The 25,570-nt window shown below is 66.1% G+C and carries 23 protein-coding genes and 2 pseudogenes; 12 read left to right on the forward strand and 13 right to left on the reverse strand.

The features are described 5' to 3' along the window. Window position 1: 1 nt before the first annotated feature. On the reverse strand, window positions 2–2,335 hold the full coding sequence (pcrA, locus tag AB431_RS24100; RefSeq protein WP_047332057.1) for a DNA helicase PcrA: 2,334 nt from the start codon (window positions 2,333–2,335) through the stop codon (window positions 2–4). A gap of 210 nt (window positions 2,336–2,545) precedes the next feature. Between pcrA and AB431_RS24105 the strand changes: the two are divergent. After that, a pseudogene (locus tag AB431_RS24105) lies at window positions 2,546–2,853 on the forward strand (chorismate mutase). Here AB431_RS24105 and AB431_RS24110 read toward each other — a convergent pair. The 3 genes from AB431_RS24110 to AB431_RS24115 form a co-directional block, all read right to left on the reverse strand. Next, the gene (locus AB431_RS24110; protein WP_047333759.1) at window positions 2,850–4,832 is read right to left on the reverse strand and encodes an acyltransferase family protein; all 1,983 of its coding nucleotides are present in this window, start codon (window positions 4,830–4,832) and stop codon (window positions 2,850–2,852) included. The pseudogene AB431_RS24105 and the gene AB431_RS24110 overlap by 4 nt on opposite strands. A gap of 166 nt (window positions 4,833–4,998) precedes the next feature. Further along, window positions 4,999–5,163 (reverse strand): hypothetical protein, encoded by a 165-nt coding sequence (locus AB431_RS30870; RefSeq protein ID WP_158423557.1) that lies wholly within the window; start codon window positions 5,161–5,163, stop codon window positions 4,999–5,001. Between the two features lie 57 nt (window positions 5,164–5,220). After that, window positions 5,221–6,678 (reverse strand): NAD-dependent succinate-semialdehyde dehydrogenase, encoded by a 1,458-nt coding sequence (locus AB431_RS24115; RefSeq protein ID WP_047332059.1) that lies wholly within the window; start codon window positions 6,676–6,678, stop codon window positions 5,221–5,223. 50 nt (window positions 6,679–6,728) lie between these two features. Between AB431_RS24115 and pgi the strand changes: the two genes are divergently transcribed. Then, a complete protein-coding gene (gene pgi, locus AB431_RS24120; protein ID WP_047332060.1) occupies window positions 6,729–8,378 on the forward strand; it encodes a glucose-6-phosphate isomerase in 1,650 nt (549 codons plus the stop codon). On the opposite strand, the gene AB431_RS24125 is transcribed toward pgi, so the two are convergent. The 6 genes and pseudogenes from AB431_RS24125 to AB431_RS24145 form a co-directional block, all read right to left on the reverse strand. Next, window positions 8,375–9,124, reverse strand: coding sequence for an SDR family oxidoreductase (locus AB431_RS24125; protein ID WP_047332061.1), 750 nt, complete (start codon window positions 9,122–9,124; stop codon window positions 8,375–8,377). The two genes, pgi and AB431_RS24125, sit on opposite strands and share 4 nt — an antisense overlap. Window positions 9,125–9,137: 13 nt before the next feature. After that, on the reverse strand, window positions 9,138–9,596 hold the full coding sequence (locus AB431_RS31335; protein ID WP_235435965.1) for a zinc finger domain-containing protein: 459 nt from the start codon (window positions 9,594–9,596) through the stop codon (window positions 9,138–9,140). Between the two features lie 162 nt (window positions 9,597–9,758). Further along, window positions 9,759–10,001 (reverse strand): annotated as a pseudogene (locus AB431_RS31340) (DNA-formamidopyrimidine glycosylase family protein); the annotation flags it as partial. A gap of 9 nt (window positions 10,002–10,010) precedes the next feature. Next, window positions 10,011–10,403, reverse strand: coding sequence for a phage holin family protein (locus AB431_RS24135; protein ID WP_047332063.1), 393 nt, complete (start codon window positions 10,401–10,403; stop codon window positions 10,011–10,013). A gap of 18 nt (window positions 10,404–10,421) precedes the next feature. Continuing rightward, window positions 10,422–11,156 (reverse strand): precorrin-6A synthase (deacetylating), encoded by a 735-nt coding sequence (gene cobF / locus AB431_RS24140; RefSeq protein ID WP_047332064.1) that lies wholly within the window; start codon window positions 11,154–11,156, stop codon window positions 10,422–10,424. 9 nt (window positions 11,157–11,165) lie between these two features. Beyond that, a complete protein-coding gene (locus AB431_RS24145) occupies window positions 11,166–12,329 on the reverse strand; it encodes an MFS transporter (RefSeq protein ID WP_047332065.1) in 1,164 nt (387 codons plus the stop codon). A 36-nt stretch (window positions 12,330–12,365) separates the two neighbouring features. Between AB431_RS24145 and AB431_RS24150 the strand changes: the two genes are divergently transcribed. Further along, complete coding sequence (locus AB431_RS24150) at window positions 12,366–12,824, forward strand: DUF2231 domain-containing protein (RefSeq protein WP_047332066.1); 459 nt, start codon at window positions 12,366–12,368, stop codon at window positions 12,822–12,824. A 42-nt stretch (window positions 12,825–12,866) separates the two neighbouring features. Here AB431_RS24150 and AB431_RS29660 read toward each other — a convergent pair whose 3' ends face one another. Further along, window positions 12,867–13,691: a helix-turn-helix transcriptional regulator gene (locus AB431_RS29660; protein ID WP_235435748.1), complete on the reverse strand. Its 825-nt coding sequence runs from the start codon at window positions 13,689–13,691 to the stop codon at window positions 12,867–12,869. A 359-nt stretch (window positions 13,692–14,050) separates the two neighbouring features. Here AB431_RS29660 and AB431_RS24160 point away from each other — a divergent pair, with 359 nt between their 5' ends. Next, window positions 14,051–14,923: an LLM class flavin-dependent oxidoreductase gene (locus tag AB431_RS24160; protein WP_047332067.1), complete on the forward strand. Its 873-nt coding sequence runs from the start codon at window positions 14,051–14,053 to the stop codon at window positions 14,921–14,923. Here the strand turns inward: AB431_RS24160 and AB431_RS24165 are convergent. Next, a complete protein-coding gene (locus tag AB431_RS24165; RefSeq protein ID WP_047332068.1) occupies window positions 14,920–15,720 on the reverse strand; it encodes an enoyl-CoA hydratase/isomerase family protein in 801 nt (266 codons plus the stop codon). The two genes, AB431_RS24160 and AB431_RS24165, sit on opposite strands and share 4 nt — an antisense overlap. A 44-nt stretch (window positions 15,721–15,764) precedes the next feature. Between AB431_RS24165 and AB431_RS24170 the strand changes: the two genes are divergently transcribed. The 6 genes from AB431_RS24170 (at window position 15,765) to AB431_RS24195 (ending at window position 21,959) form a co-directional block, all read left to right on the forward strand. Continuing rightward, window positions 15,765–16,193: an SRPBCC family protein gene (locus tag AB431_RS24170; protein WP_047332069.1), complete on the forward strand. Its 429-nt coding sequence runs from the start codon at window positions 15,765–15,767 to the stop codon at window positions 16,191–16,193. A 61-nt stretch (window positions 16,194–16,254) separates the two neighbouring features. Further along, window positions 16,255–18,123 (forward strand): propionyl-CoA synthetase, encoded by a 1,869-nt coding sequence (locus AB431_RS24175; RefSeq protein WP_047332070.1) that lies wholly within the window; start codon window positions 16,255–16,257, stop codon window positions 18,121–18,123. A gap of 4 nt (window positions 18,124–18,127) precedes the next feature. Beyond that, window positions 18,128–18,763 carry a glyoxalase gene (locus tag AB431_RS24180; protein WP_047332071.1) on the forward strand — a complete coding sequence of 212 codons (636 nt, stop codon included), beginning with the start codon at window positions 18,128–18,130 and terminating at the stop codon, window positions 18,761–18,763. Window positions 18,764–18,973: 210 nt separating this feature from the next. Then, complete coding sequence (locus AB431_RS24185; protein WP_047333271.1) at window positions 18,974–20,026, forward strand: IS110 family transposase; 1,053 nt, start codon at window positions 18,974–18,976, stop codon at window positions 20,024–20,026. Between the two features lie 14 nt (window positions 20,027–20,040). Then, window positions 20,041–20,514 (forward strand): ribonuclease HI, encoded by a 474-nt coding sequence (rnhA, locus tag AB431_RS24190; protein WP_047332072.1) that lies wholly within the window; start codon window positions 20,041–20,043, stop codon window positions 20,512–20,514. An 83-nt stretch (window positions 20,515–20,597) separates the two neighbouring features. Then, on the forward strand, window positions 20,598–21,959 hold the full coding sequence (locus AB431_RS24195; protein WP_047332073.1) for an HNH endonuclease signature motif containing protein: 1,362 nt from the start codon (window positions 20,598–20,600) through the stop codon (window positions 21,957–21,959). Here the strand turns inward: AB431_RS24195 and AB431_RS24200 are convergent. Then, entirely contained in the window at window positions 21,956–24,244 is a 2,289-nt protein-coding gene (locus AB431_RS24200; protein WP_047333761.1) for an ATP-dependent DNA ligase, read from the reverse strand. The two genes, AB431_RS24195 and AB431_RS24200, sit on opposite strands and share 4 nt — an antisense overlap. A 41-nt stretch (window positions 24,245–24,285) precedes the next feature. Between AB431_RS24200 and AB431_RS24205 the strand changes: the two genes are divergently transcribed. Continuing rightward, the gene (locus AB431_RS24205; RefSeq protein WP_047333762.1) at window positions 24,286–24,501 is read left to right on the forward strand and encodes a hypothetical protein; all 216 of its coding nucleotides are present in this window, start codon (window positions 24,286–24,288) and stop codon (window positions 24,499–24,501) included. A gap of 36 nt (window positions 24,502–24,537) precedes the next feature. Continuing rightward, entirely contained in the window at window positions 24,538–25,461 is a 924-nt protein-coding gene (locus AB431_RS24210; protein WP_047332074.1) for a Ku protein, read from the forward strand. Window positions 25,462–25,570: the final 109 nt, after the last annotated feature.

Genomic DNA, 25,570 nt, shown 5'->3' on the forward strand with positions numbered 1-25,570 from the left:
ACTAGAGCTTCTGGATCGGCGCGTGGTTGTGCATCAGCTTGACGCGCCCGGCGCTGCCGAAGTCGATCAGTGACATCGCCGACTCCCCCATCCCGGACACCTCTTCGACGCGGCCGAGACCGTACTTGTCGTGGTTGACCCGGTCGCCCGGTTCCAGGACCACCAGCCCTCGTTTGCCACCCCCGCCCGCCTGGCGCATCGGCGACGGCCGCGGCGTACCGAACCGCCCCGCCCCGCTGACCGGCGCACTATAGGACGGCGTGGGATCGGTGCGACGCCAGTCGAGCAGATGCTCGGGAATCTCCCGCAGGAAGCGCGATTCCGGGTTCAGCATCGGTTGCCCCCACGACGAACGGATCTTGGCCCGGGTGAGGTAAAGCCGTTGGCGCGCACGGGTTATGCCCACATAGGCCAGCCGGCGCTCCTCGGACAGCTCGGCCGGATCACCGAGGGCCCGCATGTGCGGGAACATGCCGTCCTCCCAGCCGGTCACGAAGACCACCGGAAACTCCAGCCCCTTGGCGGTGTGCAACGTCATCATCGTGACCACGCCCGAGCCGTGCTCGGGCAGATCATCGGAGTCGGCCACCAGCGACACCCGCTCCAGGAACTCGGCGAGTATGCCGGTCTGCGGCACGTCCTCGTCAGCGTCGGCGTCCTCCTCGGCCAGCGCGGCGGCGTTGGCCCGGTCGATGCTGAATTCGTGTGCGACGCTGACCAACTCGTTGAGGTTGTCGAGCCGGGCCAGATCCTGCGGGTCACTGGAGGACTCCAGCTCGTTGCGATATCCGGTGCGGTCCAAGACCGCCTCGACCAGGTCGCCCAACTCGTCGTCGAGCTTTCCGCGCAGATCGTCGAGCAGGTTGACGAAACTCGCAATCGCCTTCTCCGAGCGGGTGTTCAGCATCGGCACCTTGCCGGCGGCCGCTGCGGTCAGCGCGTCGGCGAAGGTGGCACCGGTGTTCTCGGCGTAGACGGCAACGCAGGCCTCGGCACGGTCACCGATGCCGCGACGCGGGGTGTTGAGGATGCGCCGCAGGCTGACGGCGTCGCCGGGGTTGTCCAGCACGCGCAGGTAGGCGACGATGTCGCGAATCTCCTTGCGCTCGTAGAACCTGACGCCGCCGACCACCTTGTAGGGGATGCCCGCGCGGATGAAGACTTCTTCCAGCGAGCGCGACGAGTTGTTGGTGCGGTAGAACACCGCGACATCGTTGTAGGTGATGTCACCTCGGTCGGCGAGCGCATCGATTTCGCCCGCGACGAACCGGGCCTCGTCGTGTTCGTTGTCGGCCACGTAGCCGACGATCAGCTCGCCGTCGCCCTCGTCGGTCCACAGCCGCTTCTCGCGCCGGTTCGGGTTGCGCGCGATCACCGAGTTGGCCGCGTTCAGGATGTTCTGGGTCGACCGGTAATTCTGCTCGAGCAGGATCGTGGTGGCATTCGGGAAGTCGCGCTCGAAGTCCTCGATATTGCGGATCGTCGCGCCGCGAAACGCATAGATCGACTGGTCGGCGTCACCGACAACGCACAGCTCGCTGGGCGCCACGGTGTCGGTGTCCGGAGCGTTCACCCCCACGAGTTCACGAACCAGCACGTACTGGGCGTGGTTGGTGTCCTGGTATTCGTCGACCAGGATGTGCCGGAAGCGCCTGCGGTAGTACTGGGCGATCTGCGGGAAGTTCTGCAGGACGGCAACGGTCTCGCCGATGAGGTCGTCGAAGTCCAGCGCGTTGGCCGCGCGCAGCCGGCGCTGGTATTCGCCGTACACGCTGGCCACCGTGCGGGTCAGGTCGTCCGAGCCGGGTTCGAGTGCGGCCACCGCGTCCTCGGGCCCGATCAGCTCGTTCTTGAGGTTGGAAATCGCGTTGGCCAGCAGCCGCGGCGTGTACCGCTTGGTGTCCAGCCCGATGTCCTTGGCGATCATCAGCAGCAGGCGGCGCGAGTCGTCGGCGTCATAGATCGAGAAGTTCGAGTTCAGGCCCGGCACCAGCGAAGCCTGATTGCGCAGGATTCGCACGCACGTGGAGTGAAATGTCGACACCCACATGTTGCGCGCCCGCGGACCTACGAGCGAAACCACCCGCTCGCGCATCTCGGCGGCGGCCTTGTTGGTGAACGTGATCGCGAGCACCTGCCCGGGTCCGACGTCGCGGGCCGCCAGCAGGTAGGCGATCCGCCGGGTGAGGACCGCCGTCTTGCCCGACCCCGCGCCGGCGACGATCAGCAGCGGGGGCCCCTCGTGCAGTACAGCCTGGCGCTGCTGCGGATTGAGGCCCTCGAGGAGTTCGGCCGCGTCGGCCGGGGGTTTGTAGTCAGTCACGTGCACACTCATGTCCGACCCAACTTACCGCTGTATGGCGACAGTTTTTTTGCGAAGCCGGGCTTCGGAGTGGCACACTCGAGAACGTGCTTTCATGGCAGCGTCGATTTTTCTACGGGTACCGGTCCGCGGTGCCCGTGGGTATCTAGCTGCTCAACCCGAGAGCCCCGCGGTCCGCATCCGGACCCGGGGCTCGTCTCTTGTGTGAGGCCCGGGACTGCGATGAGACCAGACCCACACATGAGGAGAACGAAGCGATGACTCTGGAAATGGTTCCTGAAGCCGAGAACAACATCGACAGCCTGCGCAGCGAGATCGACCGGCTCGACGCCGAGATCCTGGCCGCGGTCAAGCGTCGCACCGAGGTCTCCCAGGAGATCGGCCGCGCCCGGATGGCCTCCGGCGGTACCCGGCTGGTGCACAGCCGCGAGATGAAGGTCATCGAGCGCTACAGCGAGTTGGGTCCGGACGGTAAGGATCTGGCGATGCTCCTGCTGCGCATGGGCCGCGGCAGACTCGGGCACTCCTAGCGGACTGCGTCAAGCAGCCACGGGGTCAGCCACTTGACCGCGTTGGGCGTGGGATGCACGCCGTCGCTGCGCACCTGTACACCGTTGATCTTGTTGGTGTAGTTGCCGTTCGGGCCGAGCTTCTTGTTCAGGTCCAGCACCGACACATTCGGTCGGCCCGCTACGACCTTGCGCAGCAACGTGTTCCACTGATCGACCCGGATGGTCTGATCTTCGGGGTACAGCTTGCCGCCTGCCTGCTCGCCGTGCCGGTTGTAGGGCTCGGTGGTCACCACGACCAGCGCCCCGGTCGAGGCCAGGATGTCCAGCGCATGCCGCAACTCGCCCTCGAGATACTTGTCGAAGTCGGGCTGGCCGATGTGCGCCCAATTGCCATTCCACTTGCGGTCCACGGTCTCCCAGCGACCGACGACCATCAACACGACGTCGGGCCGGTCGTGGCCGATCCGCTGCGCCCAGCGTTCCGGCCACGCGTCGCATTCGGGTTTCTGCTCCAGGATCTGCCCGGAGTAACGGTACGGTCCGCCGCGCACCAGGCCGCAACCAATGGTGGTGCGGTCCAGGAAGCTGACGCCGGGGGTGGGCGGCAGGTAGCGCATGATCGTCCACCCGATGGAGTCGCCGAACACCGAAACCGTGTGCGGGCGCGGGCCGGCCTGCACCGGCGCAGCCACCCGCACCGTCTCGACCGGCGAAACCAGGGCGGCCTGGGTGATGTCAGGGCTGGACGGGTCGATGCGGGTTCCCACCGGCACGACGACGACCGCGACCGCGACGGCCGTGGCCATCGTCGCGGCGGCCAGCCGCAGCTGCGGGACGTGAACCGGCCGCCAGCGCCGCACCGGCCGCTCGATCAGCCACCACGACCCGACCGCCAGGGTCAGCGTCACCACGCAGCGCGCGGCGAACAGCGGGAGGCCCGACCAGTCGGTGCGCTCGCCGTTGAGGACCAGGAACACCGGCCAGTGCCAGAGGTAGACGCCGTAGGAGATGACGCCGAGCGCCACCAGCGGCGGGGTCGACAGCACCCACGCCACCGGGCCGTTCTGCTCGAGCGCCACCGGCGCGATCACAGAAACCGCGGCGACGGCGACGACGATGAACAGGCCGTTGCGGAACTCGGTGGCGCTACCGGTGGCGACGTGGGTGATCGCGGCCAGCACGGCGACGCCGGCCACCGGCACCCCCCAGGCCAGCCAGCGGACCCAGCGCGAATGGATCAGCGGCACGCCGGCCATGATCGCCGTCCAGTCCCGGACCAGCAGCGCGGCCGCCGCGGCGCCGATCAGCAGCGCCTGGGCACGGGTGTCGGTGCCGAAGTACACCCGGTTCAGCGAGTCGTCCGAGGCCATCAGGATCGCCTCGGCCGCGGATCCGACCGTGCCCAACACGGCCAGAATCAGCACCGCGCGCCGGACCGCGACGACGGTCGGCGTCTTCTGGCGCTTCCGTGCGATGGCGGCCAGCAGCACCGCCACCGCGGCTATGAGCACCGGCCAGATCAGGTAGTACTGCTCCTCGACGCCCAGTGACCAGGTGTGCTGCAGCGGCGACGGCGGGGCGCCCTGGCTGAAGTAATCGGTCTCATGCGAGACGAATGCCCAGTTCGCCACCCACAGGAACGCGGCGGTCGCGTCGTTGCGCAGGTTGCTGACGGCGTCGGGCGGGAACAGCATTCGTGCGGCGATCACCGCCAGCACCATGATCAGCAGGGCCGGCAGCAACCGGCGGGCGCGACGGACCCAGAACGAGCCGAGGTCGAGCTTTCCACTCCGGCCGATCTCGTCGAGCAGCAACGACGTGATCAGAAACCCGCTGAGCACGAAGAAGATGTCGACACCGATGAATCCGCCTGTGACACCGGGGATTCCACTGTGTCCGACCAGAACTAGAGCAACGGCGACCCCTCGGATGCCGTTCAGCGCAGGAATTCCCGAGCCACGGGGCTTCGGCCCGCGCCGCGGGCTCGGCTGCGAGATGGGATCAACCCATGGACTTTGCGCCCACCAGCGCGCCGTCACACCATGCCCTCCTAGTTCCTCAGTGCTGAGAAATCTAGTTCGCAACCATGGTTGATCAGCGCAGGCGCGCGGTCGGTCAAGTCAATTCCTTGGAGCGGGTCGGACCGCTCGGTCGGGCTGAGCCTCAGCAGCGCGTGACGTCCCGGTCGACGATCTTGTACCGCTGAGGCGCCTCGGGCAGCATGTGATCGACGGCCAGCATCAGGCCGGCAACCGCGCCGGACAGCTGCGCGGTGACCAGCTCAGACACCCCACGGCGCACGGGAACCCGAGTACTGCTGATCTTCATGGGCGGATAATTACCCCGTGCTTGCAATTGCAAGCGTGAAGCGCGCCACAGTTAGCGCTACTTGGTCAGCGCGATGTACTTCGTGTCCAAGTACTCGTCGATGCCTTCGATGCCGCCCTCGCGCCCGAACCCGGATTCCTTGACCCCGCCGAACGGCGCGGCCGGATCGGAGATCACGCCGCGGTTCACCCCGACCATGCCGGACTCGATGGCCTCGGCCACCCGCAGCGCCCGATCCAGAGACTCGGTGTAGATGTAGGACGCCAGGCCGTATTCGGTGGCGTTGGCCGCGGCGACGCCGTCCTCCTCGGTGTCGAAACCGATGATCGGTGCGACGGGGCCGAACACCTCCTCGGTGAGGATGCGGGCGTTCGACGGGATATCGGTGAGCACAGTGGCCGGGTAGAAGTTTCCGGGGCCGCCTGGCGCTTCGCCGCCGAGGGCAACTGTCGCGCCCTTCTCGACGGCGTCGTTCACGAGCTCCTGAACCTTGTCCAGCTGCTTGGTGTTGATCAGCGGGCCGAGCTTGGCCGACGGGTCGAGCCCGTTACCGAGATTGACCTCGCCCATCCGCTTGACGAACTTGTCGGTGAACTCCTCGATGACGGCGTTGGCAACGTGGATGCGGTTGGCGGCCGTGCACGCCTCGCCGCCGTTGCGCATCTTGGCCAGCATCGCGCCGTCGACTGCGGCGTCGATGTCGGCGTCGTCGAACACCACGAACGGCGCGTTGCCGCCGAGCTCCATCGAGGTGCGCAGCAGCTTGTCCGCCGACTGGGCGACCAGCGACTTGCCGACACCGGTGGAACCGGTGAAGGTCAGCTTGCGCAGCCGGCCGTCGTCGATCAGCGCCTTGGTGACATCACCGGGCTTGCTGGTCGGCAGCACCGACAGCACACCCTTGGGTAGGCCGGCCTCGGCCATCAGCTTGGCCAGCAGCAGCATGGTCAGTGGCGTCTCCTGGGCCGGCTTGACGATCATGGTGCACCCGGCCGCGAACGCGGGCCCGATCTTGCGGGTTCCCATGGCCAGCGGGAAGTTCCACGGTGTGATCGCATAACACGGACCCACTGGCTGCTTGGTGACGATGATGCGCCCGGTACCGGCCGGGGACGGGGTATAGCGGCCGCCGATCCGGACCGCCTCTTCGGCGAACCAGCGGAAGAACTCCGCGCCGTACTTGACCTCACCCATGCTCTCGGCGACGACCTTGCCCATCTCCAGGGTCATCAGCGTCGCGAGATCGTCGGCGCGGTCGATGATCGTCTCGAACACCGAGCGCAGGATCTCGCCGCGGTCCCGGGCCGGGGTCGCCGCCCACTCGGCCTGCACCGCGCATGCCGCATCCAGCGCGGCGATGGCGTCCTCGGCGGTCGCGTCGGCCACCGTCGCGATGACCTTGTCGTTCGACGGGTCGAGGACCTCAAAAGTCGACGAGCCCTTCCGCTCCTCCCCGCCAATCCACAATCCCGTGGGAACCGACGACAGCAGCCGTTCAATGTCTGGGGTGCTCATACCTCCATCATGTACACCTTTGGACACCTCGTCACGCTAGGGTCGAACGAATGACTGGAGACATTTCCGCTACCGGAGAATGGAACGCGCTGCGTCGGCACCACGACCAGATCGCCGGGAAAAACCTCCGCGAACTTTTCGACGAAGATCCCGACCGCGGCCGTGAGCTCACGCTGACCGTCGGCGACCTCTACATCGACTACAGCAAGCACCGCGTCACCCGCGAGACGCTGTCGCTGCTGGTCGATCTCGCCCGAGCCGCGAACCTCGAACAGCACCGTGACGCCATGCTGTCCGGCCAGCACATCAACACCTCCGAGGACCGCGCGGTGCTGCACACCGCGTTGCGGCTGCCGCGCGACGCCGAGCTCGAGGTCGACGGCCAGAACGTGGTCGCCGACGTGCATGAGGTTCTCGACGCGATGGGTGATTTCACCGACCGGTTGCGCAGCGGCGAGTGGACCGGCGCCACCGGTGAACGGATCAAGACCGTCGTCAACATCGGCATCGGTGGCTCCGACTTGGGCCCGGTGATGGTGTACCAGGCGTTGCGGCACTACGCCGACGCCGGCATCTCGGCGCGGTTCGTCTCCAACGTCGACCCTGCCGACCTGGTCGCGAAGCTCGACGGACTCGAGCCTGCAACAACGCTTTTCATCGTCGCGTCCAAGACGTTCTCCACGCTTGAGACGCTGACCAACGCCACCGCGGCACGGCGCTGGCTCACCGACACCCTGGGCGATGCCGCGGTGAGCAAGCACTTCGTGGCCGTGTCGACCAACAAGAAGCTCGTCGACGACTTCGGCATCAACACCGCCAACATGTTCGGATTCTGGGACTGGGTCGGCGGCCGCTACTCGGTGGACTCGGCGATCGGCCTGTCGGTGATGGCGGTGATCGGCAAGGAGGCCTTTGCCGACTTCCTGTCCGGCTTCCACATCGTGGACCGCCACTTCGCCACTGCGCCTTTGGAATCCAACGCTCCGGCACTGCTGGGGTTGATCGGCCTGTGGTACTCCGACTTCTTCGGCGCCGAGACCCGGGCAGTGCTGCCGTATTCCAACGACCTGTCCCGCTTCGCGGCGTACCTGCAGCAGCTGACGATGGAGTCCAACGGCAAGTCGGTGAAGGCCGACGGCTCCCCGGTGACCACCCCCACCGGTGAGATCTTCTGGGGGGAACCGGGAACCAACGGCCAGCACGCGTTCTACCAACTGCTGCACCAGGGCACCCGACTGGTGCCCGCCGACTTCATCGGATTCTCCGAGCCCACCGACGACTTGCCCACCGCCGACGGCTCGGGCAGCATGCACGACCTGCTGATGAGCAACTTCTTCGCCCAGACCCAGGTGCTGGCGTTCGGCAAGACGGCCGAGGAGATCGCCGCCGAAGGCACCCCCGCCAATGTGGTGCCGCACAAGGTGATGCCGGGCAACCGGCCGAGCACATCGATCCTGGCGAACCGGCTGACTCCGTCGGTGGTGGGCCAACTGATCGCGCTGTACGAGCATCAGGTGTTCACCGAGGGCGTGGTCTGGGGTATCGATTCGTTCGACCAGTGGGGTGTGGAGCTGGGCAAGACGCAGGCAAAGGCGCTACTCGGGGTGATCACCAGTGACGGGTCGCCGGCCAAGCAGACCGACAGCTCCACCGACGAGTTGGTCCGCCGCTACCGGACCGAAAGGGGCCGAGCCCGTTAGGCGAACAGCTTGGTGAACCGCGTCGGCACGATCTTCATCAACGCCACCAGCGGAATCCATGGCCACGCCGGCACGATCGCCCGCCCGGATTCGCGTTCGATGGCCGCGACGATCTGACGCACACCTGTTTCGGTGTCGACCATCAGCATCGTGGTGTTCGACGTCGCGGTCATCTCCGACTCGATGTAGCCGGGCTCGATGACCGTGACTTTGATTGGGCCAGAGGAATATTCGGCTCGCAACGACTCCCCCAGCGAGGTCAGCCCGGCCTTGCTCGCCGCGTAGGCGGCCTTGACACCGGGCACGCCACGGTTGCCCATCACACTCGACATCAGCACCAGATGCCCCGAGCCTGCCGCCTTGAACATCTCGAGCGCGGCCTCGGTCTGCACCAGCGCCGAGACGAGATTGGTCTCGATGGTGGCCTTGTTGGCCCACAGCTTGCCCGACCCGAGCGGGGCACCCTTGCCGATGCCGGCATTGACGATCACCCGGTCGACACCGCCGAGCTGATCGGAGAGTTCGGCGAACACCTCGGGTACCTGATCGTGGTCGTTGACGTCGAGCTCGGCAACGGCGACCGTGACGTTCGGGTGTCGCACTGCCAGTTCGGCCTTCAGCTCGTCCAGGCGATCGACGCGCCGTGCGCACAACGCGAGGTCTCGCCCCTTGGCTGCGAACACACGGGCCATGCCGGCCCCCAGGCCGGAACTCGCACCGGTGATGAGGATCTTCTGCCGAGTCACCGGTGCAGCTTAACTACTTCAGCAGCCGTGACATCCGCCGGTCGGCCAGCACCTTGCCGCCGGTCTGACACGTCGGGCAGTACTGAAACGACTTGTCGGCGAACGAAACCTCCCGCACGGTGTCACCACACACCGGGCAGGGCAACCCGGTGCGAGCATGTACCCGCAGCCCAGATCGCTTCTCCCCCTTCAAGGTTGCCGCCTGCTGGCCGACGGAACGTTGCACGGCGTCGGTGAGCACCGAGATCATCGCGTCGTGCAGGGCGCCGAGTTGCGCTGCGGTGAGTTTGTTGGCCGTCGCGAAGGGTGAAAGCTTGGCGACGTGCAGGATCTCGTCGCTGTAGGCGTTGCCGATTCCCGCGATGACCTTCTGGTCGGTGAGCACGGTCTTGATCCGTCCGCTCTGCGGCTTGAGAATCTCTGCCAGTCGCTCGGGACTGAGCTCCAGCGCGTCGGGGCCCAGCGTCGCGATGCCGGGAACCTTGGCCGGATCGTCGACAATCCACACTGCGAGCCGCTTCTGAGTGCCGGCTTCGGTGAGGTCGAAACCGGGTGCCTCACCGGGTGTTCCGAGGTGCACGCGCAGGGCGATCGGACCCTTTCCCGGTTTGAGCGGTGCGGCGGCGAGCTTGTCGCTCCACTTCAGCCAACCCGCCCTGGACAGATGGGTGATCAGCCACAGGCCTCCGGCCTGCATGCCGAGGTATTTGCCCCAGCGGGCGGCCCCCGTCACGGCTTGCCCGTGCAGCGCCGTGGACGGCGGATCGAAGGTCTTGAGCACCGACAGCGCCGCAATGTCTACGCGCCCGACGGTCTGGCCGACCGCGTGGCGACGCAGGTGGTCGGCCAGGGCCTCGACTTCGGGCAGTTCAGGCATATCGCCAGCTTAGCGACGCTCGGCATCCCGCAAGGGAAGAGAGAACAGCCAGCCGACGATCGACAGCACGATCGCGGCCCAGATGGCGGTCCACCAGAACTCGTCGATCTGCAATCCCCAGTGGGTGGTGTGCTCGGTGATCCACGCCGTGATCCACAACATCAAGGCATTGATCACGATGTGAATCAGTCCCAGTGTCAGGATGTACAGCGGTATCGACACGAACTGCACGACGGGCTTGACGATCGCGTTCACCACACCGAAGACGATGGCGACGACCAGAACGATGCCGGCCCGCTGTAAAGACGTGTCACCGCCCACGAAGCTGATGCCAGGCACGATCAGCGTCACAACCCACAGCGCCAACCCGGTCACCGCGGCGCGAAGCAGGAACGATCCCATGCGGCGATCTTCCCAGAGTCAGGCCCGCAAGAGGTAGATGTCCATGATCCAGCCGTGTTGCGTGCGGGCCTCGGCACGGACCTGCGCGATGCGCTCGCCGATGTCGCCGACCGTGCCCGACATCAACAGTTCGTCGCCGGTGCCGAGGTAGGCCCCCCACCAGATCCGGGTCTGCGGCGGGCAACTCAGAAAGGCGCAGTCGCCGTCGAGCATGACCACGGCCGAGCCGGTCAGGCCGCTGTTGCGGAGCCGCCGCCCGGTGGTGATCAGTACGGGTTCGCCGACGTCGTTGAGCGGGATGCGATGCCGGGCGGTCAGCGCCTGGATCGCGGTGATGCCGGGGATGACGTCGTAGTCGAGCTCGACGTGGCGGCGCACCTCGTCAAGGATCCGCAGGGTGCTGTCGTACAGCGACGGGTCGCCCCACGCCAGGAAGGCGCCGACACCGTCGGGACCGAGCTCGGTCTCGATGGCCTTGGCCCACAGCTCGGCGCGAGCGAGGTGCCAGTCGGCGACGGCCTGGGTGTAGTCGCCGTCGGCCGCGCGTTTCGGGTCGGGCAGTTCGACGAAGCGGTAGCCCGGCTCGGCGATGAAGCGCCGGCAGATCTCCCGCCGGAGCGCGACGAGATCGCTCTTCGCGTCGCCCTTGTCCATCGCGAAGAACACTTGGGTGTCATTGAGCGCATGGATCGCCTGCGACGTCACGTAGTCGGGGTCGCCGGCGCCGATGCCGATCACATGGATGGTGCGCACCGGGGCAGCCTAACGAAAGCGCCGGATTGCGGACGGCACCAGGAGCGCAGCCGCGAAACACCCACCGACAACGCCGGAGATCAGCAGCGGCAGTCGGCCGTCGCCGCCCCACAGCAACCCGGCCCAGAGGCCGGCGCCCAGCACCGCGAAACCACTGGCACCCTGGAACACTCCCTGTGCGCTGGCCTGCCGGTCACCGCCGACGAGGGACGAGATCCACGCTTTTCCGACGCCGTCGGTGCATGCGGTGAACATCCCATAGGCCGCGATCAACAGCCACGCCGCAAGGGAATTCGTGGTCAGGCCCAAGCCGATGTAGCCGACCGCGAAGAAGACCAGCCCGAAGCCGAACACCACCGAACGCGGTAACCGGTCGGCCAGCATGCCTGCCGGAAAACTGCCGAGCGCATATACCAGGTTGTATCCCACGTAGGCGAGGATCACCCCGACCACGCCGAAGCCGATTTCGTTGAGCCGCAACAGCAGTAGCGCATCGGGGAAGTTGACGAGACCGAAGCCGACCAGCAGTGCGGTCACTCGCCAGTACCGCTCGGGCAGCTCGCGCAAGCCACGAAAGATCGGTTGGTGTTTGGCGCGCGGGACAGCGCGTCGTGGCTCGCGCACCAGCGCGACCAGCAGCACGGACAGCACCGCGGGGACGATCGCGATGTACAGCAGCGGAGCGATGTGATGGTCCAGCAGTTCGTAACCCGCCAGTCCGAGCAGCGGCCCGACCACCGCACCGAGGGTGTCCATCGCTCGGTGGAAGCCGAATACCCTGCCGCGCAACGGTGCGTCGACACCGTCGACCAGAAGAGCATCGCGCGGGGCGCCGCGGATCCCCTTCCCGAGGCGGTCGACCACGCGACCGGCCAGCACACCGGGCCATGCGCCGGCGAGGGCGATGATGACCTTGCCGAGTGCGGCCATCCCGTACCCGGTTGCGATCAAGGGCCGTTTGGCGAACCGATCACCGAGCGGACCTACCGCCAGCTTGGTCATCGACGCGGCGCCCTCCGCCGCGCCTTCTATGGCGCCCACGACCGACGGCGGCGCCCCCAGCACGGCGGTCAGATAGATGGGCAGCAATGGATACAGCAGCTCGCTCGCCGCGTCTTGGAGGAACGACACCGCCGAGAGCACCCGCACATTGCGGGTCAACCACGCAGTCATTAAGCCCGATTATGTACCGCGCAGTAGTATTCGCACGTGTCGACGTTCAGCGGCCTGCCCGCTCATGTCCTGTTCGTACATTTCATCGTGGTTCTCGCGCCACTTACGGCCGTCCTGGCGATCCTGTGCGCGCTGTGGCCCGCGGCCCGGCAGCGGCTGGTGTGGCTGGTGCTCGCCCTGTCACTCGTCGTCACAGCGCTGACGCCGCTGACCACAGAGGCTGGCGAGTGGCTCGAGCACCGCGTCGGTCGTTCGCCGGTGCTGCACGACCACACCGAGCTCGGCGACACGATGATCTTCTTCGCACTGGCACTGCTCGTCGCGGCAGTACTGCTGGCCGTCGTCCACGTGAGCGCCGCCCGGGGGCGATCGGTGTCGACTGCCCTGGCGGCCGCCGTCGCGGTGTTTGTGGTGGTGGCCGGCGTCGCGACGATCGTGCAGGTGTACCGCATCGGCGACTCCGGTGCGAAGGCCACCTGGGGTCAGATCGCTTGAGTCACACCGGGTTCTGAGCCTTCGAGATCACACTCACCCCGTTCAGCTGTGCAGAGTGACGCTTGGGGACTCCCCGAACTCCGTGCGGTAGGCCTGGCTGAACCGCCCGGTATGGGCGAAGCCCCAACCAATGGCGATCGCGGACACGGTGTCGTGTGATGGGTCGGCGGCCAAAAGATCTCGGTGCGCGCGCTCCAGCCGGACCCGGCGCAGGTATGCCATCGGGGTGGTGTCGAGGTGTCGACGGAACATGTACTGAACGGCTCTGGGCGTGACGTTGATGGCAGCGGCGATATCTCCCATCGAGATGTCCCGCGCACAGTTGGCCTGAATGTAGTCGATCGCCCGGCGCACCAGGGGTGCCGAGACCTGGGGATGTTCGACCTGCTCGGCGTCGGCATAGGTGTTCGGGAAGACATGCAGGAGTGTCGACGCCAGCAGCGAGACGGCACCGCCCACCAATAACGCGGCATCGTCGGGACAACGCACGCTCGACAGCGTTGACCTCACGTAGTCGATGGTCGTCCCCCACTGTGCCGCCGCGGCGCGCGACCGAGGCCGGCTGGCGGTGAAGCGAACCGTGGGTCCGCCACCGGTCGCCGGATCACCGGTGATCCGCAGCAGCGCCTCGGGTGCCAGCGCCGCAACTGACAACTCGGCATCTTCGGTTTGTGCCCAACACGGTCGACCGGGGCGCACGGCGAGGACAACCTCGCCGGTCACGCACCGCTCGGCCCGGGCGGTGGTCCCGATCCGGGCGTTGCCCGCCTTCACCTGAGTCACGAGGTAGCAGGACCATTGGCCGGTCTCGAACTCCAGAGCCCTCGGCAACTGCGCCTCGGTGATGCTGACCTGTCCGATTGCCACCCGATTCAGCCGAATCGGGTGTTCCGGCTCGAGGCCGTCGATGCGCCCGAGCGCACCCCAGGCGCTGGTGAAAAACGCGGCGGCCGCGGCTGGATCAGCGGTGGTACAGGTGGTGTGGTGCGGAAACGCGCCGATGAGAGCTGTGATGATCGGTCCTGACTTGAACGGCGACTCAAGCCACCGCGACGCAACGCACCGAAACGGGCGGCACTCGTCGTAGGGGTTGTCCGGCTCGAGCGTGGTTCTCAGCTCTGCCGAAAGCCTACTCCGCGCGGCCTGTCGAGCTCGGGCTACAACCCGATGACCACAGGGCAAGACGGTCTGGTGACCTTAGGTAGAACACGTTCTACTATCGCGGCATGCGATTCACCTACGCCGAGGCGATGATCGATCCATCGTTCTACATTCCGCTTGCCAAAGCCGTCGAGGCGGCCGGCTACGACGCGATGACGATTCCGGACAGCGTTGCCTACCCGTTCGAGTCGGACTCGACCTATCCCTACACCCCCGACGGCAACCGGGAGTTCCTGGACGGCAAGCCGTTCATCGAGACGTTCCTGCTCACCGCCGCGCTGGGTGCGGTGACCGAGCGGCTCAAGTTCAACTTCTTCGTCCTCAAGTTGCCGATCAGGCCGCCGGCCTTGGTGGCCAAACAGGCCGGCTCATTGGCCGCGCTGATCGGAAATCGGGTGGGACTCGGCGTCGGAACCAGCCCGTGGCCCGAGGACTACGAGTTGATGGGCGTGCCGTTCGCCAAGCGAGGCAAGCGGATGGACGAATGCATCGAGATCATCCGCGGGCTCACCACTGGTGACTACTTCGAATTCCACGGGGAGTTCTACGACATCCCGAAAACCAAAATGACGCCCGCGCCATCCGAACCCCTTCCGATCCTGATCGGGGGACACGCCGATGCCGCGCTGCGCCGCGCCGCCCGCAACGACGGCTGGATGCACGGCGGCGGCACCGACGACCTCGACGACCTGCTGGTCAAGCTCAACCGGTACCGGGACGAGGAAGGGACGTCTGCTCGGCCATTCGAAATCCACGTGATCTCGCTCGACGCGTTCACCGTCGACGGGGTGAAACGTTTGGAGGACAAGGGAATTACCGACGTGATGGTCGGATTTCGCCTTCCCTACATCAAGGGGCCCGATACCGAGCCGCTGGACACCAAGATCCGCAACCTCGAGATGTTCGCCGAAAAAGTGATCGCAAAGGTCAACCGCTAGAGCGGATCCCACTTCGGAGCGCGCTTCTCGCGGTGCGCCATCGCGGCCTCGCGTGGATTGTTGGTGAACCCGGTCAGCACCTGCGTCCGGTTCTCGATCTCCTTGGCGTGCCGCAGGCTCGGCGCATCCAGGGCGGCGTTGAGCCCGGTCTTGGTCTGCCAGACCCCGAACGCATTGTTGGCGGCGATGCTGCGCGCCATCGCCAGGGCTGCGTCGGCGAGTTCGTCCTCGGACACCACCTCGTGCACCAGCCCGATCCGGTAGGCCTCGCCCGCGTCGATGATCCGTCCGGTGAGCATCATCTCGCGGGCCGCACCCGCTCCCACGATCTTCGGCAGCAGATAGCTCGTGCCCATGTCCAGCGACGAGAACCCCGCCTTGATGAACACCGAACCGAAGCGGGCGGCTTGCGAGGCGATCCGGATGTCGCAGTGCAATGCGTAGGCCAATCCGCCACCGACGGCGACTCCGTTCACCGCCGCGACCACCGGAATGGGCAGCTCGTAGAGCCGGGTCAACTGATCGGCCAGCCGAACCTGCGCGTCGTAGGTGGTCTTGAATTCCGCTCCCGCCGGCTCGGTCCACGGTTGCCCGGTGCCACTGAGGTCGGCACCCGCGCAGAAGCCCCGGCCCGCGCCGGTCAGGATCGCGACCCGGTAGTTCCAGGAACTCAGCTCGTCGAGGGCGTCATCCAGCCCGTCCATCAGGGCACCGTCGATCGCGTTGAGCAGATTCGGCCGGTTCAGCGTGACCCTGACAATCCCGTGTTCGATCTCCTCGAATTCCACCGCAGCCATGTGCTGCACGTTAGCGGTGGGGCCGCACCGGGTATAGGGCGCCCATGGCTACTGTTGACGTAACCGTTCCCTCCGATGTGTCGCCGCAGCAAGCCTGGAAACTGGCCTCGGACCTCAACCGCTTCGATGAGTGGATGACGATCTTCGCGGGTTGGCGAAGCCCGGTACCGGAAACGATCTCCGAGGGCACCGAGGTGTCGTCGCTGATCAAGGTCAAGGGCTTTCGCAACACCATCCATTGGCGGGTCACCGAGTACGACGAGCCGAACACCATCGGTCTGACCGGCACCGGCTGGCCCGGTATCAGGATCTGCATCACGATGAACGTGAAGGACGCCCAGGATCGCACCTGCTTTCACCTGATCGCCGATTTCTCCGGAGGAGTGCTCAACGGGCCGGTGGGGCGCCTGGTCGCGAAAATCCTCGAGTCCGACGTCCGCAAATCGGTGTCGAATCTGGCCGCTTTGGCCTGAGGGTGACGCCGGCGTCAGCCCGCGCTACCGTGCTTACACCCAATGACGGGAGGAAGCCGGGATGGGCGGGTATCGCCAACTGTTCGACGCCAGCGTCGCTGACCCCTGCGCATTCTGGGCGCAGGCCGCCCGCGCGGTCACCTGGACTCGTGCGCCCCAGCGCATCCTCGACGACAGCAACCCGCCGTTCTACCGGTGGTTCCCCGACGCAGAACTGAACACCTGCGCCAACGCGCTGGACCGGCACATCGACGCGCGCGGGGACCAGCCCGCGCTGATTTACGACTCGCCGGTCACCGGTGCTCAGCGCGTCTATACCTATCGCGAATTGCTCGATGAGACAGCACGATTCGCTGGCGCGCTGCGTGATATGGGGGTCGGCAGAGGCGACCGCGTCGTGCTCTACATGCCGATGATCCCCGAGGCGGTCATCTCGATGCTGGCCTGCGCCCGCCTTGGCGCGGTGCACTCGGTGGTATTCGGCGGGTTCGCCGCGCACGAGCTGGCCACCCGCATCGACGACGCGCAGCCCGTCGTGATCGTCTCGGCGTCGTGCGGTATCGAGCCGACCCGGGTGGTGCAGTACAAGCCGATGCTGGACCAGGCGCTGTCACTGGCCTCCCATAAGCCCGCCGCGTGCGTGATGGTGCAGCGCGACAAGCACACCTGCGACCTGGTAGACGGCCGCGATGTCGACTGGGCTTCCGCGATGGCCGCGGCCGAGCCCGTCGACCCGGTGCCGGTGGCCGCGACCGATCCGCTGTACGTGCTCTACACCTCTGGTACGACGGGCAAGCCCAAAGGCATCGTCCGCGACAACGGCGGCCACGCCGTCGCGCTGTTGTGGACCATGAAGCACGTCTACGACATCGACCCGGGTGACGTGTTCTGGGCCGCCTCCGATGTCGGGTGGGTGGTGGGCCACTCCTACATCGTGTACGGGCCGTTGCTGGTCGGTGCCACGACGGTGCTCTACGAAGGAAAGCCCATCGGCACACCGGATCCCGGCGCCTTCTGGCGGGTGGTGGCCGAGCACGGGGTGAAGGCACTGTTCACCGCGCCGACGGCCATTCGCGCGATCCGCAAGGAGGATCCGGCGGCCTCGCATGCCGACCGGTACGACCTGTCGAGTCTGAAGTATCTGTTCCAGGCCGGCGAACGGCTGGATCCCGATACCTACGCCTGGGCATCGGCGAAACTCGGTGTGCCCGTTGTGGATCACTGGTGGCAGACCGAAACCGGCTGGGCGATCGCCGCCAATCCGATGGGCGTGGAACACCTTCCGCTCAAGGCCGGTTCGCCTACGGTGCCGATGCCGGGCTACGACGTCCAGATCCTGCGGGTCGACGGCAGCCGGTGTGAACCGAACGAAGAGGGTGCAATCTGCATCAGTCTGCCGCTGCCGCCAGGGACGCTGCCGACCCTGTGGGGCGACGACGCCCGGTACGAGGCGTCGTACCTGTGCGAGCACCCGGGGTATTACCTGACGGGTGACGGCGGCTACCTCGACTCCGACGGCTACCTGTTCGTGATGGGCCGCATCGACGACGTGATCAACGTTGCGGGACACCGATTGTCGACGGGTTCGATCGAAGCGGTGCTTGCCGCGCATCCCGCGGTGGCCGAATGCGCGGTGATCGGCGTGGCCGACGAGATCAAGGGACAGGTGCCGCGCGGCTTCGTGGTGCTGAAGGCGGGTGCGTCGGCCGAGGGGCTGGCCGAAGAGTTGGTGGCCGCGGTGCGCGAAGAGATCGGCGCGGTGGCGTGCTTCCGGTTGGTCGATGTGGTGCCGGCGCTGCCGAAGACCCGCTCGGGCAAGATCCTGCGCAAGACGATGCGCGGCATCGCGCACGGCAAGGACGAGCCGGTGCCGTCGACCATCGAAGACCCAACGGTGCTGGAGACCTTGAAGCCGATCCTGCAGGGGTAGGGCATTGACCGTCACCATCGACGAAATCCACGTCGCGGACCCCGCGTCGGCATGGCGAGATGCCGGGTTCAGCGTGGACGCCGACTCGGTTTCCCGAATCGGCGACGTCCGGATACGTCTGGTCGGGGGCGGCAGCGGAATCGTCGGTTGGTCGCTCCGGGGTGTGGTTCAGGACGGCGCACTCGACGGGATCCCGACTGTGCGGTCTGATGCGATCGCCGCCGCGCCCGACAGACACCCGAACGGCGTCACCGAGATCGACCACGTTGTGCTGTTGTCGCCCAACCTCTCCCGGACCGTCAACGCCTTGGCGGCGATCGGCGTACAGCCGCGTCGGGAACGGGATGCCGAAGTCGGCGGGCAACCGATGCGGCAGGTTTTCTTCAGGCTGGGCCCGGTGATCCTCGAGGTCGTCGGCTCCCCGGATGCTGTGAACGACGGTCCGTCGTCGTTGTGGGGGATCACCTACGTCGTCGCCGACATCGACGCGACGGCAGCGTTCTTCGGCGACCGCACGTTGCCGGTCAAGGATGCGGTGCAGCCACGGCGCCGGATCACCACACTGCGGCACCGAGATCTGGGCATGTCGGTCCGCACCGCGATGATTTCGCCGCCTATTCTCGGCTCAGTGTCAAGGTGAGATTGCCGCTCTTGCGGTGGTTGGATCCTTTACACCTGGTGTCTGGCTCGTAATCTCGGTGCCGCCTTCGGGTTGGCGTGCATGGGTTTTGTCGGCATCAGGTGTGAAGGACCGGCCGGCGTGACTTGATAGGAGCGTGGCATCGCCCCCACTGAGATGTGTCCGCCGACCGGCCCAACCGTCACCTCACAGTGAATGGAGGCAACCACCATGGTTGTTGTTGGAGCCGATGTACACAAGCGCACGCACACCTTCGTCGCCGTCGACGAGGTGGGCCGCAAGCTCGCAGAGAAGGTGGTCAAGGCCACCACTGACGGGCATCGTCAGGCCGTGCAGTGGGTCCGATCCCAGTTCGGGGTCGAGGTGGTGTGGGCGATCGAAGATTGCCGGCACTTGTCGGCGCGGCTGGAGCGAGATCTGCTGACTGCTGATCAGAAGGTGGTGCGGGTGCCGCCGAAGTTGATGGCCTATGCCAGAGCCTCGGCACGGACCCGGGGTAAGTCTGACCCGATCGATGCGCTGGCCGTGGCGCGGGCCTACTTACGGGAGCCCGATCTGCCGATCGCCTCACACGACCAGACCTCACGCGAGCTGAAGTTGCTGATTGACCGCCGTGAAGACCTTGTCGGGCAACGGACTTCGACGATCAATCGGTTGTTGTGGCGGGTTCATGAACTCGATCCCGACCATGCCCCGAAATCGGGCTCTTTGGATCTAGCCAAGCATCGCAGGTTGCTCGGCGACTGGCTGGACACTGTGCCTGGTCTGGTCGCTGAGCTCGCCCGCGACGAGCTGGCGGACATCACCCGGCTCACCGAACAGATCGATGCGTTGGCCAAGCGGATCGGTGAGCGCGTGCGGGTCATCGCACCGGTACTGCTGGCGATGCCGGGGTGCGGCGAGCTCACCGCGGCCAAGATCGTCGGTGAAACCGCCGGTGTGACTCGCTTCAAAAGCGAGGCGGCTTTCGCCCGTCACAGCGGTGTGGCGCCGATACCTGTGTGGTCGGGCAATACCGCCGGACGGGTCCGCATGACCCGCACGGGCAATCGCCAACTCAACGCCGCGCTACACCGCATCGCCGTGACCCAGATCCGCCTTCCCGGCCTCGGACAGACCTACTACCGACACCGACTCGCAGAAGGCGATTCCAGCACCGAGGCCTTGCGCTGCCTCAAACGCCGCCTGGCCCGCGTCGTCTACAGCCATCTCCACACCGATCACAGAAATCGAACACAGCCTTGCCAAACGGCAGCGGCTTGACATAGGAGAAACGCATGAGCTCGGAGGTCAGCGAGACGGTTGTCATTCACACCGACGGCGGCTGCAGGCCCAATCCCGGCCCCGGGGGCTGGGGTGCGGTGCTGCGCATGCGCGAACACGTCCGCGAGATGTGCGGCGGCGAGCCAGGCGCGACGAGCAACAACCGGATGGAGCTGACCGCGCCGATCATGGCGCTGGAGGCGCTGACCCGGCCCGTGAGCGTGCACCTCTACACCGACAGCACGTATGTCCGCAACGGCATCACCAAGTGGGTGCTGGGCTGGGAGCGCAACGGCTGGATGACCTCGGCGAAGCAGCCGGTGAAGAACGTCGACCTCTGGCAGCGGCTTCAGCTCGCCTGTGCACGGCACCGCGTCGAATGGTTCTGGGTGAAAGGCCACTCGGGAGTCGTCGACAACGAGCTGGCGGACCAGTTGGCGACGCGCGGGTTGCAGGAGGCGGTTGCTGCGGCGGCGGTCGCGATCTAGCGACTTATCCACACATCAGGATTCATCCACAGATCGGGTTGAGCCCGGCTCTCGCCTCGTTGACCCCGAGTAGCGTTTCGAACATGAGTTCTATCAGCCAACGGTTGGATGCACTCGACGACCTCGTCGCATCCATCGCCGCTGTCGATTTCGAGGCGTTAGATCCACCTCAGCGGTTCGCGGTGGTGGAGCGCCTCGAGACCGCTCGTCGTCGGCAGGTGGCGGTGTCGCATGCGCTCGTGGCTCGGTTGGAGCGGTTCGAGGGCTGCCCGAAGCTGCCGATTGCTCTGGCTGATGTGTTGCGAATCAGCCCCGCCGAGGCGCGGCGTCGGATCAAGGATGCCGAGCAAATGGCGCCGCGCACGGCGTTGACGGGTGAACTCCTGTCCCCCGCGTTGCCGGAAACGTCGAAGGCCTGGCAGGCCGGACACCTCGATGGTGAGCATCTGGAGGTTATTCAGAAGTTCTTTCACCACCTCCCCGGCCATGTGCCACCGGTCGAGGTGGAGAACGCCGAGAAGATGTTGGCCGAGCACGCGGTGAACCTGCGACCCGACCAATTGGCGAAGGTGGCCGTCCAATTGAGTCTGGTACTCAACCCCGATGGCATGTTCTCTGATAGGGACCGCGCCCACCAACGCGGCTTCACCTGGGGCCGGCGCCGCGCCGACGGCATGCGGGAAGGCAAGCTGGTCGCCGACCCGGAGTTGCAGGCCGAGATGGAGCCCTGGTTCGCGAAGTTCGCCGCCCCAGGCATGTGCAACCCCGACGACGAGAAGCCGACCGTGGTCGGTGAACCCACCGACGAGGCCGCTGCACGGGACTCACGAAGTCACACCCAGCGCCAGCATGACGCCCTCAAAGCGCTCGTGCGCGGGCGGTTGGGAGATCCGAAACTAGGTCAGCACAACGGCTTACCCGTGACGGTCATCGCCACCGCGACTGTGCAAGACCTCCAGAATCAAACCGGGCACGCGGTGACCGCCGGCGGTACGCTGCTACCGATACCGGACCTGACCCGGATGGCCAGCCACGCCTACCATTATCTCGCGCTGTTCGACGGTGTGACCGGGCGCGCGTTGTGGTTGGGCCGCACTAAACGCATCGCCACTGCTGATCAACGAATCATGTTGTACGCCAAGGACCGCGGCTGCACACGTCCCGGTTGCAACGCACCGGCCTACCACAGCGACGTCCACCACGCCGCCCAAGACTGGGCCAAAGGCGGCAACACCGACATCGACGACCTCACCCTGGCCTGCCCACCGGACAACGAACTCGTCGAAACCGGCGGCTGGACCACCCGAAAACTCCCCAACGGCGACACCGAATGGATACCGCCACCGGGGCTTCCGATGCTGCGCGGCGGCGTCAACGATTACCACCACCCGGAGCGGCTCCTTGGCGAAGGCCGACCGCCCGATGGGGCGGACGACGCGGCCTAACTCGGCGACTCCAGTTTCACGTCGGCGGGCACCTTGTCGGGCCGCAGGCCGCGCCAGCTCGGGTGGCGCAGACGGCCGTCGGACGTCCACTCACCGAAGCGCACCTCGCCGACCAGCTCCGGCCGCACATAGGTGACGCCCTTCGCGTCGACCCTGGGAAGCGGTGTGGCAAAGGGCGATTCGTCGGTGTGCAACGGCTCCAGGATCTTCTTGAGCTTCGTCAGTTCCTTATCCGAGAAACCGGTCCCCACCCGGCCGACGAACCGCAGGCCACCATCGCCGGGAATGCCGAGCAACAACGCACCGATACCGCTGGACCGCCCGCCATTGCCCTCACGCCACCCGCCGATCACGGCCTCCTGGGTATTCCAGTTCTTGTCCTTGATCCACGCCGCTGATCGCCGACCCGGCTGATACGTCGAGTCCCACTTCTTGGCGACGACGCCCTCCCACTTCTTCTTGCGGGAGAACTCGAGCGCCTCCGGACCGTCGCCGTCGAGTAGCGGCGGCACGATCAGATCTGTTCCCTCGGCGAAGGTTTCGAGCACCTTCCGTCGGTCGCGGTATTTCGCCTTCAGTAGTGAGCGCCCGTCGAGCCGCAGGATGTCGAACGCCCAGAACTCGATCCTGGTGGCGCGCACCCGGTTCTGCATCTCACCGAAGTTCGGCACGCCGTCCGCATCGAGGGCCACCACCTCGCCGTCGAGGATGACGTCATGGTCAGCGAGATCGGCCGCCAGAGAGCGTAATTGCGGATAGTCGGCAGTCAGGTCGCGCCCGCTGCGGGACTGCGCCCGCAGCTGTCCGCCCGAGATTTCGACCAGTAGCCGGTAGCCGTCGAACTTCCCCTCGAACGCGTACTGCGCCCCGGTCAGCTTCTCGACCGACCCCAACGTCGCGAGCATCGGCGAATAATCCTGTAACCGTGGTGTCGGCTGCTCCTTCATCCGGTGCGCAAGCCACTGGTCGCCATTGGTCTGAATCAGCGCGTAGCGGCCCGAGATTCGCTGGCCGTGCAGATCGACGATGACCTCGCCGCCCTTGTCGCCGGAGTCCCGGAACTTCTCGGCCTCATAGGTTCCGGCATCCCAGATGATCACCTTGCCCCCGCCGTACTCGCCCTTCGGGATCTGCCCCTCGAACGTCGCATACTCCAGCGGGTGATCCTCGGTGTGCACGGCCAGATGGTTCACCGCCGGGGTCGCCGGCAGATTCTTGGGCACCGCCCACGACACCAGCACGCCATCACGCTCCAGCCGGAAGTCGTAGTGCAGCCGTCGCGCATGGTGTTCCTGGATGACGAACGTGTTGTTCTCCCCTACGGCGGGCTTGGCCGCCGGCACCGGCTCGGGTGTCTTTGCCGCATCCCGCATGCTGCGATATGTCGTCAGCCGGTCGTGCCGCGGTACGTCGTCGTCCAGGGCGGCCAGCAGATCGCCCTGCTCGGCGACCCGCGCCAGCACCTCGTGGTACTCCAGGTGCCGCAGCTCGGGATCACCGATCTCGTCCCACGTCCGGGGCGCGGCGACCGTCGGGGTCTCCCGGCCCCGCAGGGAATACGGCGCGATCGTCGTCTTGGAGCCGCTGTTCTGGCTCCAGTCCAGGAAGACCTTGCCGTCCCGCAGGCTTTTGGTCATCGTGGCCGTGACGAGCTTGGGCATGCTTTTCTCCAGCTGCTGGGCCACTCGGCGGGCGACCACGACCGCACCGTTGCTGCTGACCGGATCGGCCAGCGGTGCATAGAGATGCAGACCCTTGCTGCCACTGGTGAGTGGGTAGACCGTCAGCCCGATATCGTCCATCAGCTCGCGGACCGCGTTGGCCACCTCGCACAGCTGCGGCATCGTGACCCCTTCACCCGGGTCGAGGTCGAACACCAAACGCGTTGCAGGGCCGGTCTTTCCGTCTGGGGTGAAACGCCATTGCGGCACATGGACTTCCAGCGACGCCTGCTGCGCGATCCATGCCAGCCCGGTCGCCGTCTCGATGATCGGATAGGTGGTGCTGCCCGAGCGATGATCCACCGTTGCACGCTCCAGCCACCCGGGCGCCGAGCTGGCCAGCTGCTTCTCGAAGAACGACGGCTCATCGACGCCGTTGGGCCACCGTTTGCGGGTGACCGCCCTGCCCGCGATGTGCGGCAGCATCACGTCGGCGATGGTCGTGTAGTAGGAGAACACGTCGGCCTTCGTGGTGCCGGTGGCCGGGTAGAGCACCTTGTCGGCGTTGGTCAGCGTGACACGCGGTCCCCTCGTCGCCCCCGGCGGCCACACCTCATTCACCATCACAAGGTATTACCCGCTGCTACCGTGGACTAGTGACCAAAATGCTGGTAGCCGCCCTGCTGGCGCTGCCCGCGCTGATCGGCATTCCACCGGCGGCCGCCGATCCCGAAGATCACGTTCCATACTGCTCGGGTGACCAGACCCCGATGAACAGCAACTGCCAGTACGCGCCCGAACAGGGCTTTATGCACGGTTCGCCGGGCGCGAATCCAGACGTCCCGCTCGGCCTGAATCCGGGCGTCGAGGCCGCCATCTAGCCGCGGCAGCCACGGTCAGGCCTGCATACTGGACATATGCGTTCCATCTGGAAAGGCTCGATCGCGTTCGGTCTGGTGAATGTGCCCGTCAAGGTGTACAGCGCCACCGAAGACCACGATCTGAAGTTCCATCAGGTGCACGCCAAGGACAACGGCCGCATCCGCTACAAGCGCGTGTGCGAGGTGTGCGGCGAGGTGGTCGAATACCGCGACATCGCCAAGGCCTACGAGTCCGACGACGGCCAGACCGTCATCATCACCGACGAGGACATCGCCACCCTGCCCGAGGAACGCAGCCACGAGATCGAGGTGGTCGAGTTCGTCGCCGCCAGCGAGCTCGACCCGCTGATGTACGACCGCAGTTATTTCCTGGAGCCCGACGGCAAGTCGTCGAAGTCCTATGTGCTGCTGGCCAAAACGCTTGCCGACACCGATCGGGTCGCGATCGTGCACTTCGCGCTGCGCAACAAGACCAGGCTCGCCGCGCTGCGGGTCAAAGACTTCTCCAAGCGGGACGTCATGGTCATCCACACGCTGCTGTGGCCCGACGAGATCCGTGACCCCGACTTCCCGGTGCTCGACAAAGAGGTGGAGATCAAGCCCGCCGAGCTGAAGATGGCCGGCCAGGTCGTCGAGTCGATGGCCGACGACTTCCGCCCCGACGAGTTCCGCGACACCTATCAGGAGCAGCTCAAGGAGCTCGTCGCGGCCAAGCTCGAAGGCGGCGAGGCATTCACCACCGAGGAGCAGCCGGCCGAGCTCGACGAGACCGAAGACGTCTCCGACCTGCTGGCCAAGCTCGAAGCCAGCGTCAAACGCCGCCGCGGGGAATCCAGCGACAGCGACGGTGACGGCGAGGCCAAGAAGGCCCCGGCGAAGAAAGCCGCCGCCAAGAAGGCGCCCGCCAAAAAGACCGCCGCCAAGAAAGCTCCGGCGAAGAAAGCCGCCAAGAAGTCCTGACCTTCCGGTGAATTTTCGCCGATTCTTGGAACTCGGCACCAAAGTAGAACGTGTTTCAGTTACGTTCCGAATTCAGCGCCGTTGACCGTCGCGGTCTTGTTACGGTGTT

The organism is Mycobacterium sp. EPa45, assembly GCF_001021385.1.
Classification (GTDB): domain Bacteria; phylum Actinomycetota; class Actinomycetes; order Mycobacteriales; family Mycobacteriaceae; genus Mycobacterium.

What these genes read in the sequence shown, in the direction of transcription:
- AB431_RS24175 (WP_047332070.1), top strand. Translation starts at nt 16,255, where the DNA reads ATGGGCGGGTATCGCCAACTGTTCGACGCCAGCGTCGCTGACCCCTGC.
- AB431_RS24195 (WP_047332073.1), top strand. Translation starts at nt 20,598, where the DNA reads ATGAGTTCTATCAGCCAACGGTTGGATGCACTCGACGACCTCGTCGCA.
- AB431_RS24135 (WP_047332063.1), bottom strand. Translation starts at nt 10,403, where the DNA reads ATGGGATCGTTCCTGCTTCGCGCCGCGGTGACCGGGTTGGCGCTGTGG.
- AB431_RS24185 (WP_047333271.1), top strand. Translation starts at nt 18,974, where the DNA reads ATGGTTGTTGTTGGAGCCGATGTACACAAGCGCACGCACACCTTCGTC.
- AB431_RS24170 (WP_047332069.1), top strand. Translation starts at nt 15,765, where the DNA reads ATGGCTACTGTTGACGTAACCGTTCCCTCCGATGTGTCGCCGCAGCAA.
- AB431_RS30870 (WP_158423557.1), bottom strand. Translation starts at nt 5,163, where the DNA reads ATGAAGATCAGCAGTACTCGGGTTCCCGTGCGCCGTGGGGTGTCTGAG.
- pgi (WP_047332060.1), top strand. Translation starts at nt 6,729, where the DNA reads ATGACTGGAGACATTTCCGCTACCGGAGAATGGAACGCGCTGCGTCGG.
- AB431_RS24200 (WP_047333761.1), bottom strand. Translation starts at nt 24,244, where the DNA reads ATGGTGAATGAGGTGTGGCCGCCGGGGGCGACGAGGGGACCGCGTGTC.
- AB431_RS24205 (WP_047333762.1), top strand. Translation starts at nt 24,286, where the DNA reads ATGCTGGTAGCCGCCCTGCTGGCGCTGCCCGCGCTGATCGGCATTCCA.
- AB431_RS24115 (WP_047332059.1), bottom strand. Translation starts at nt 6,678, where the DNA reads ATGAGCACCCCAGACATTGAACGGCTGCTGTCGTCGGTTCCCACGGGA.
- rnhA (WP_047332072.1), top strand. Translation starts at nt 20,041, where the DNA reads ATGAGCTCGGAGGTCAGCGAGACGGTTGTCATTCACACCGACGGCGGC.
- AB431_RS24165 (WP_047332068.1), bottom strand. Translation starts at nt 15,720, where the DNA reads ATGGCTGCGGTGGAATTCGAGGAGATCGAACACGGGATTGTCAGGGTC.
- AB431_RS24210 (WP_047332074.1), top strand. Translation starts at nt 24,538, where the DNA reads ATGCGTTCCATCTGGAAAGGCTCGATCGCGTTCGGTCTGGTGAATGTG.
- AB431_RS24160 (WP_047332067.1), top strand. Translation starts at nt 14,051, where the DNA reads ATGCGATTCACCTACGCCGAGGCGATGATCGATCCATCGTTCTACATT.
- AB431_RS24145 (WP_047332065.1), bottom strand. Translation starts at nt 12,329, where the DNA reads ATGACTGCGTGGTTGACCCGCAATGTGCGGGTGCTCTCGGCGGTGTCG.
- pcrA (WP_047332057.1), bottom strand. Translation starts at nt 2,335, where the DNA reads ATGAGTGTGCACGTGACTGACTACAAACCCCCGGCCGACGCGGCCGAA.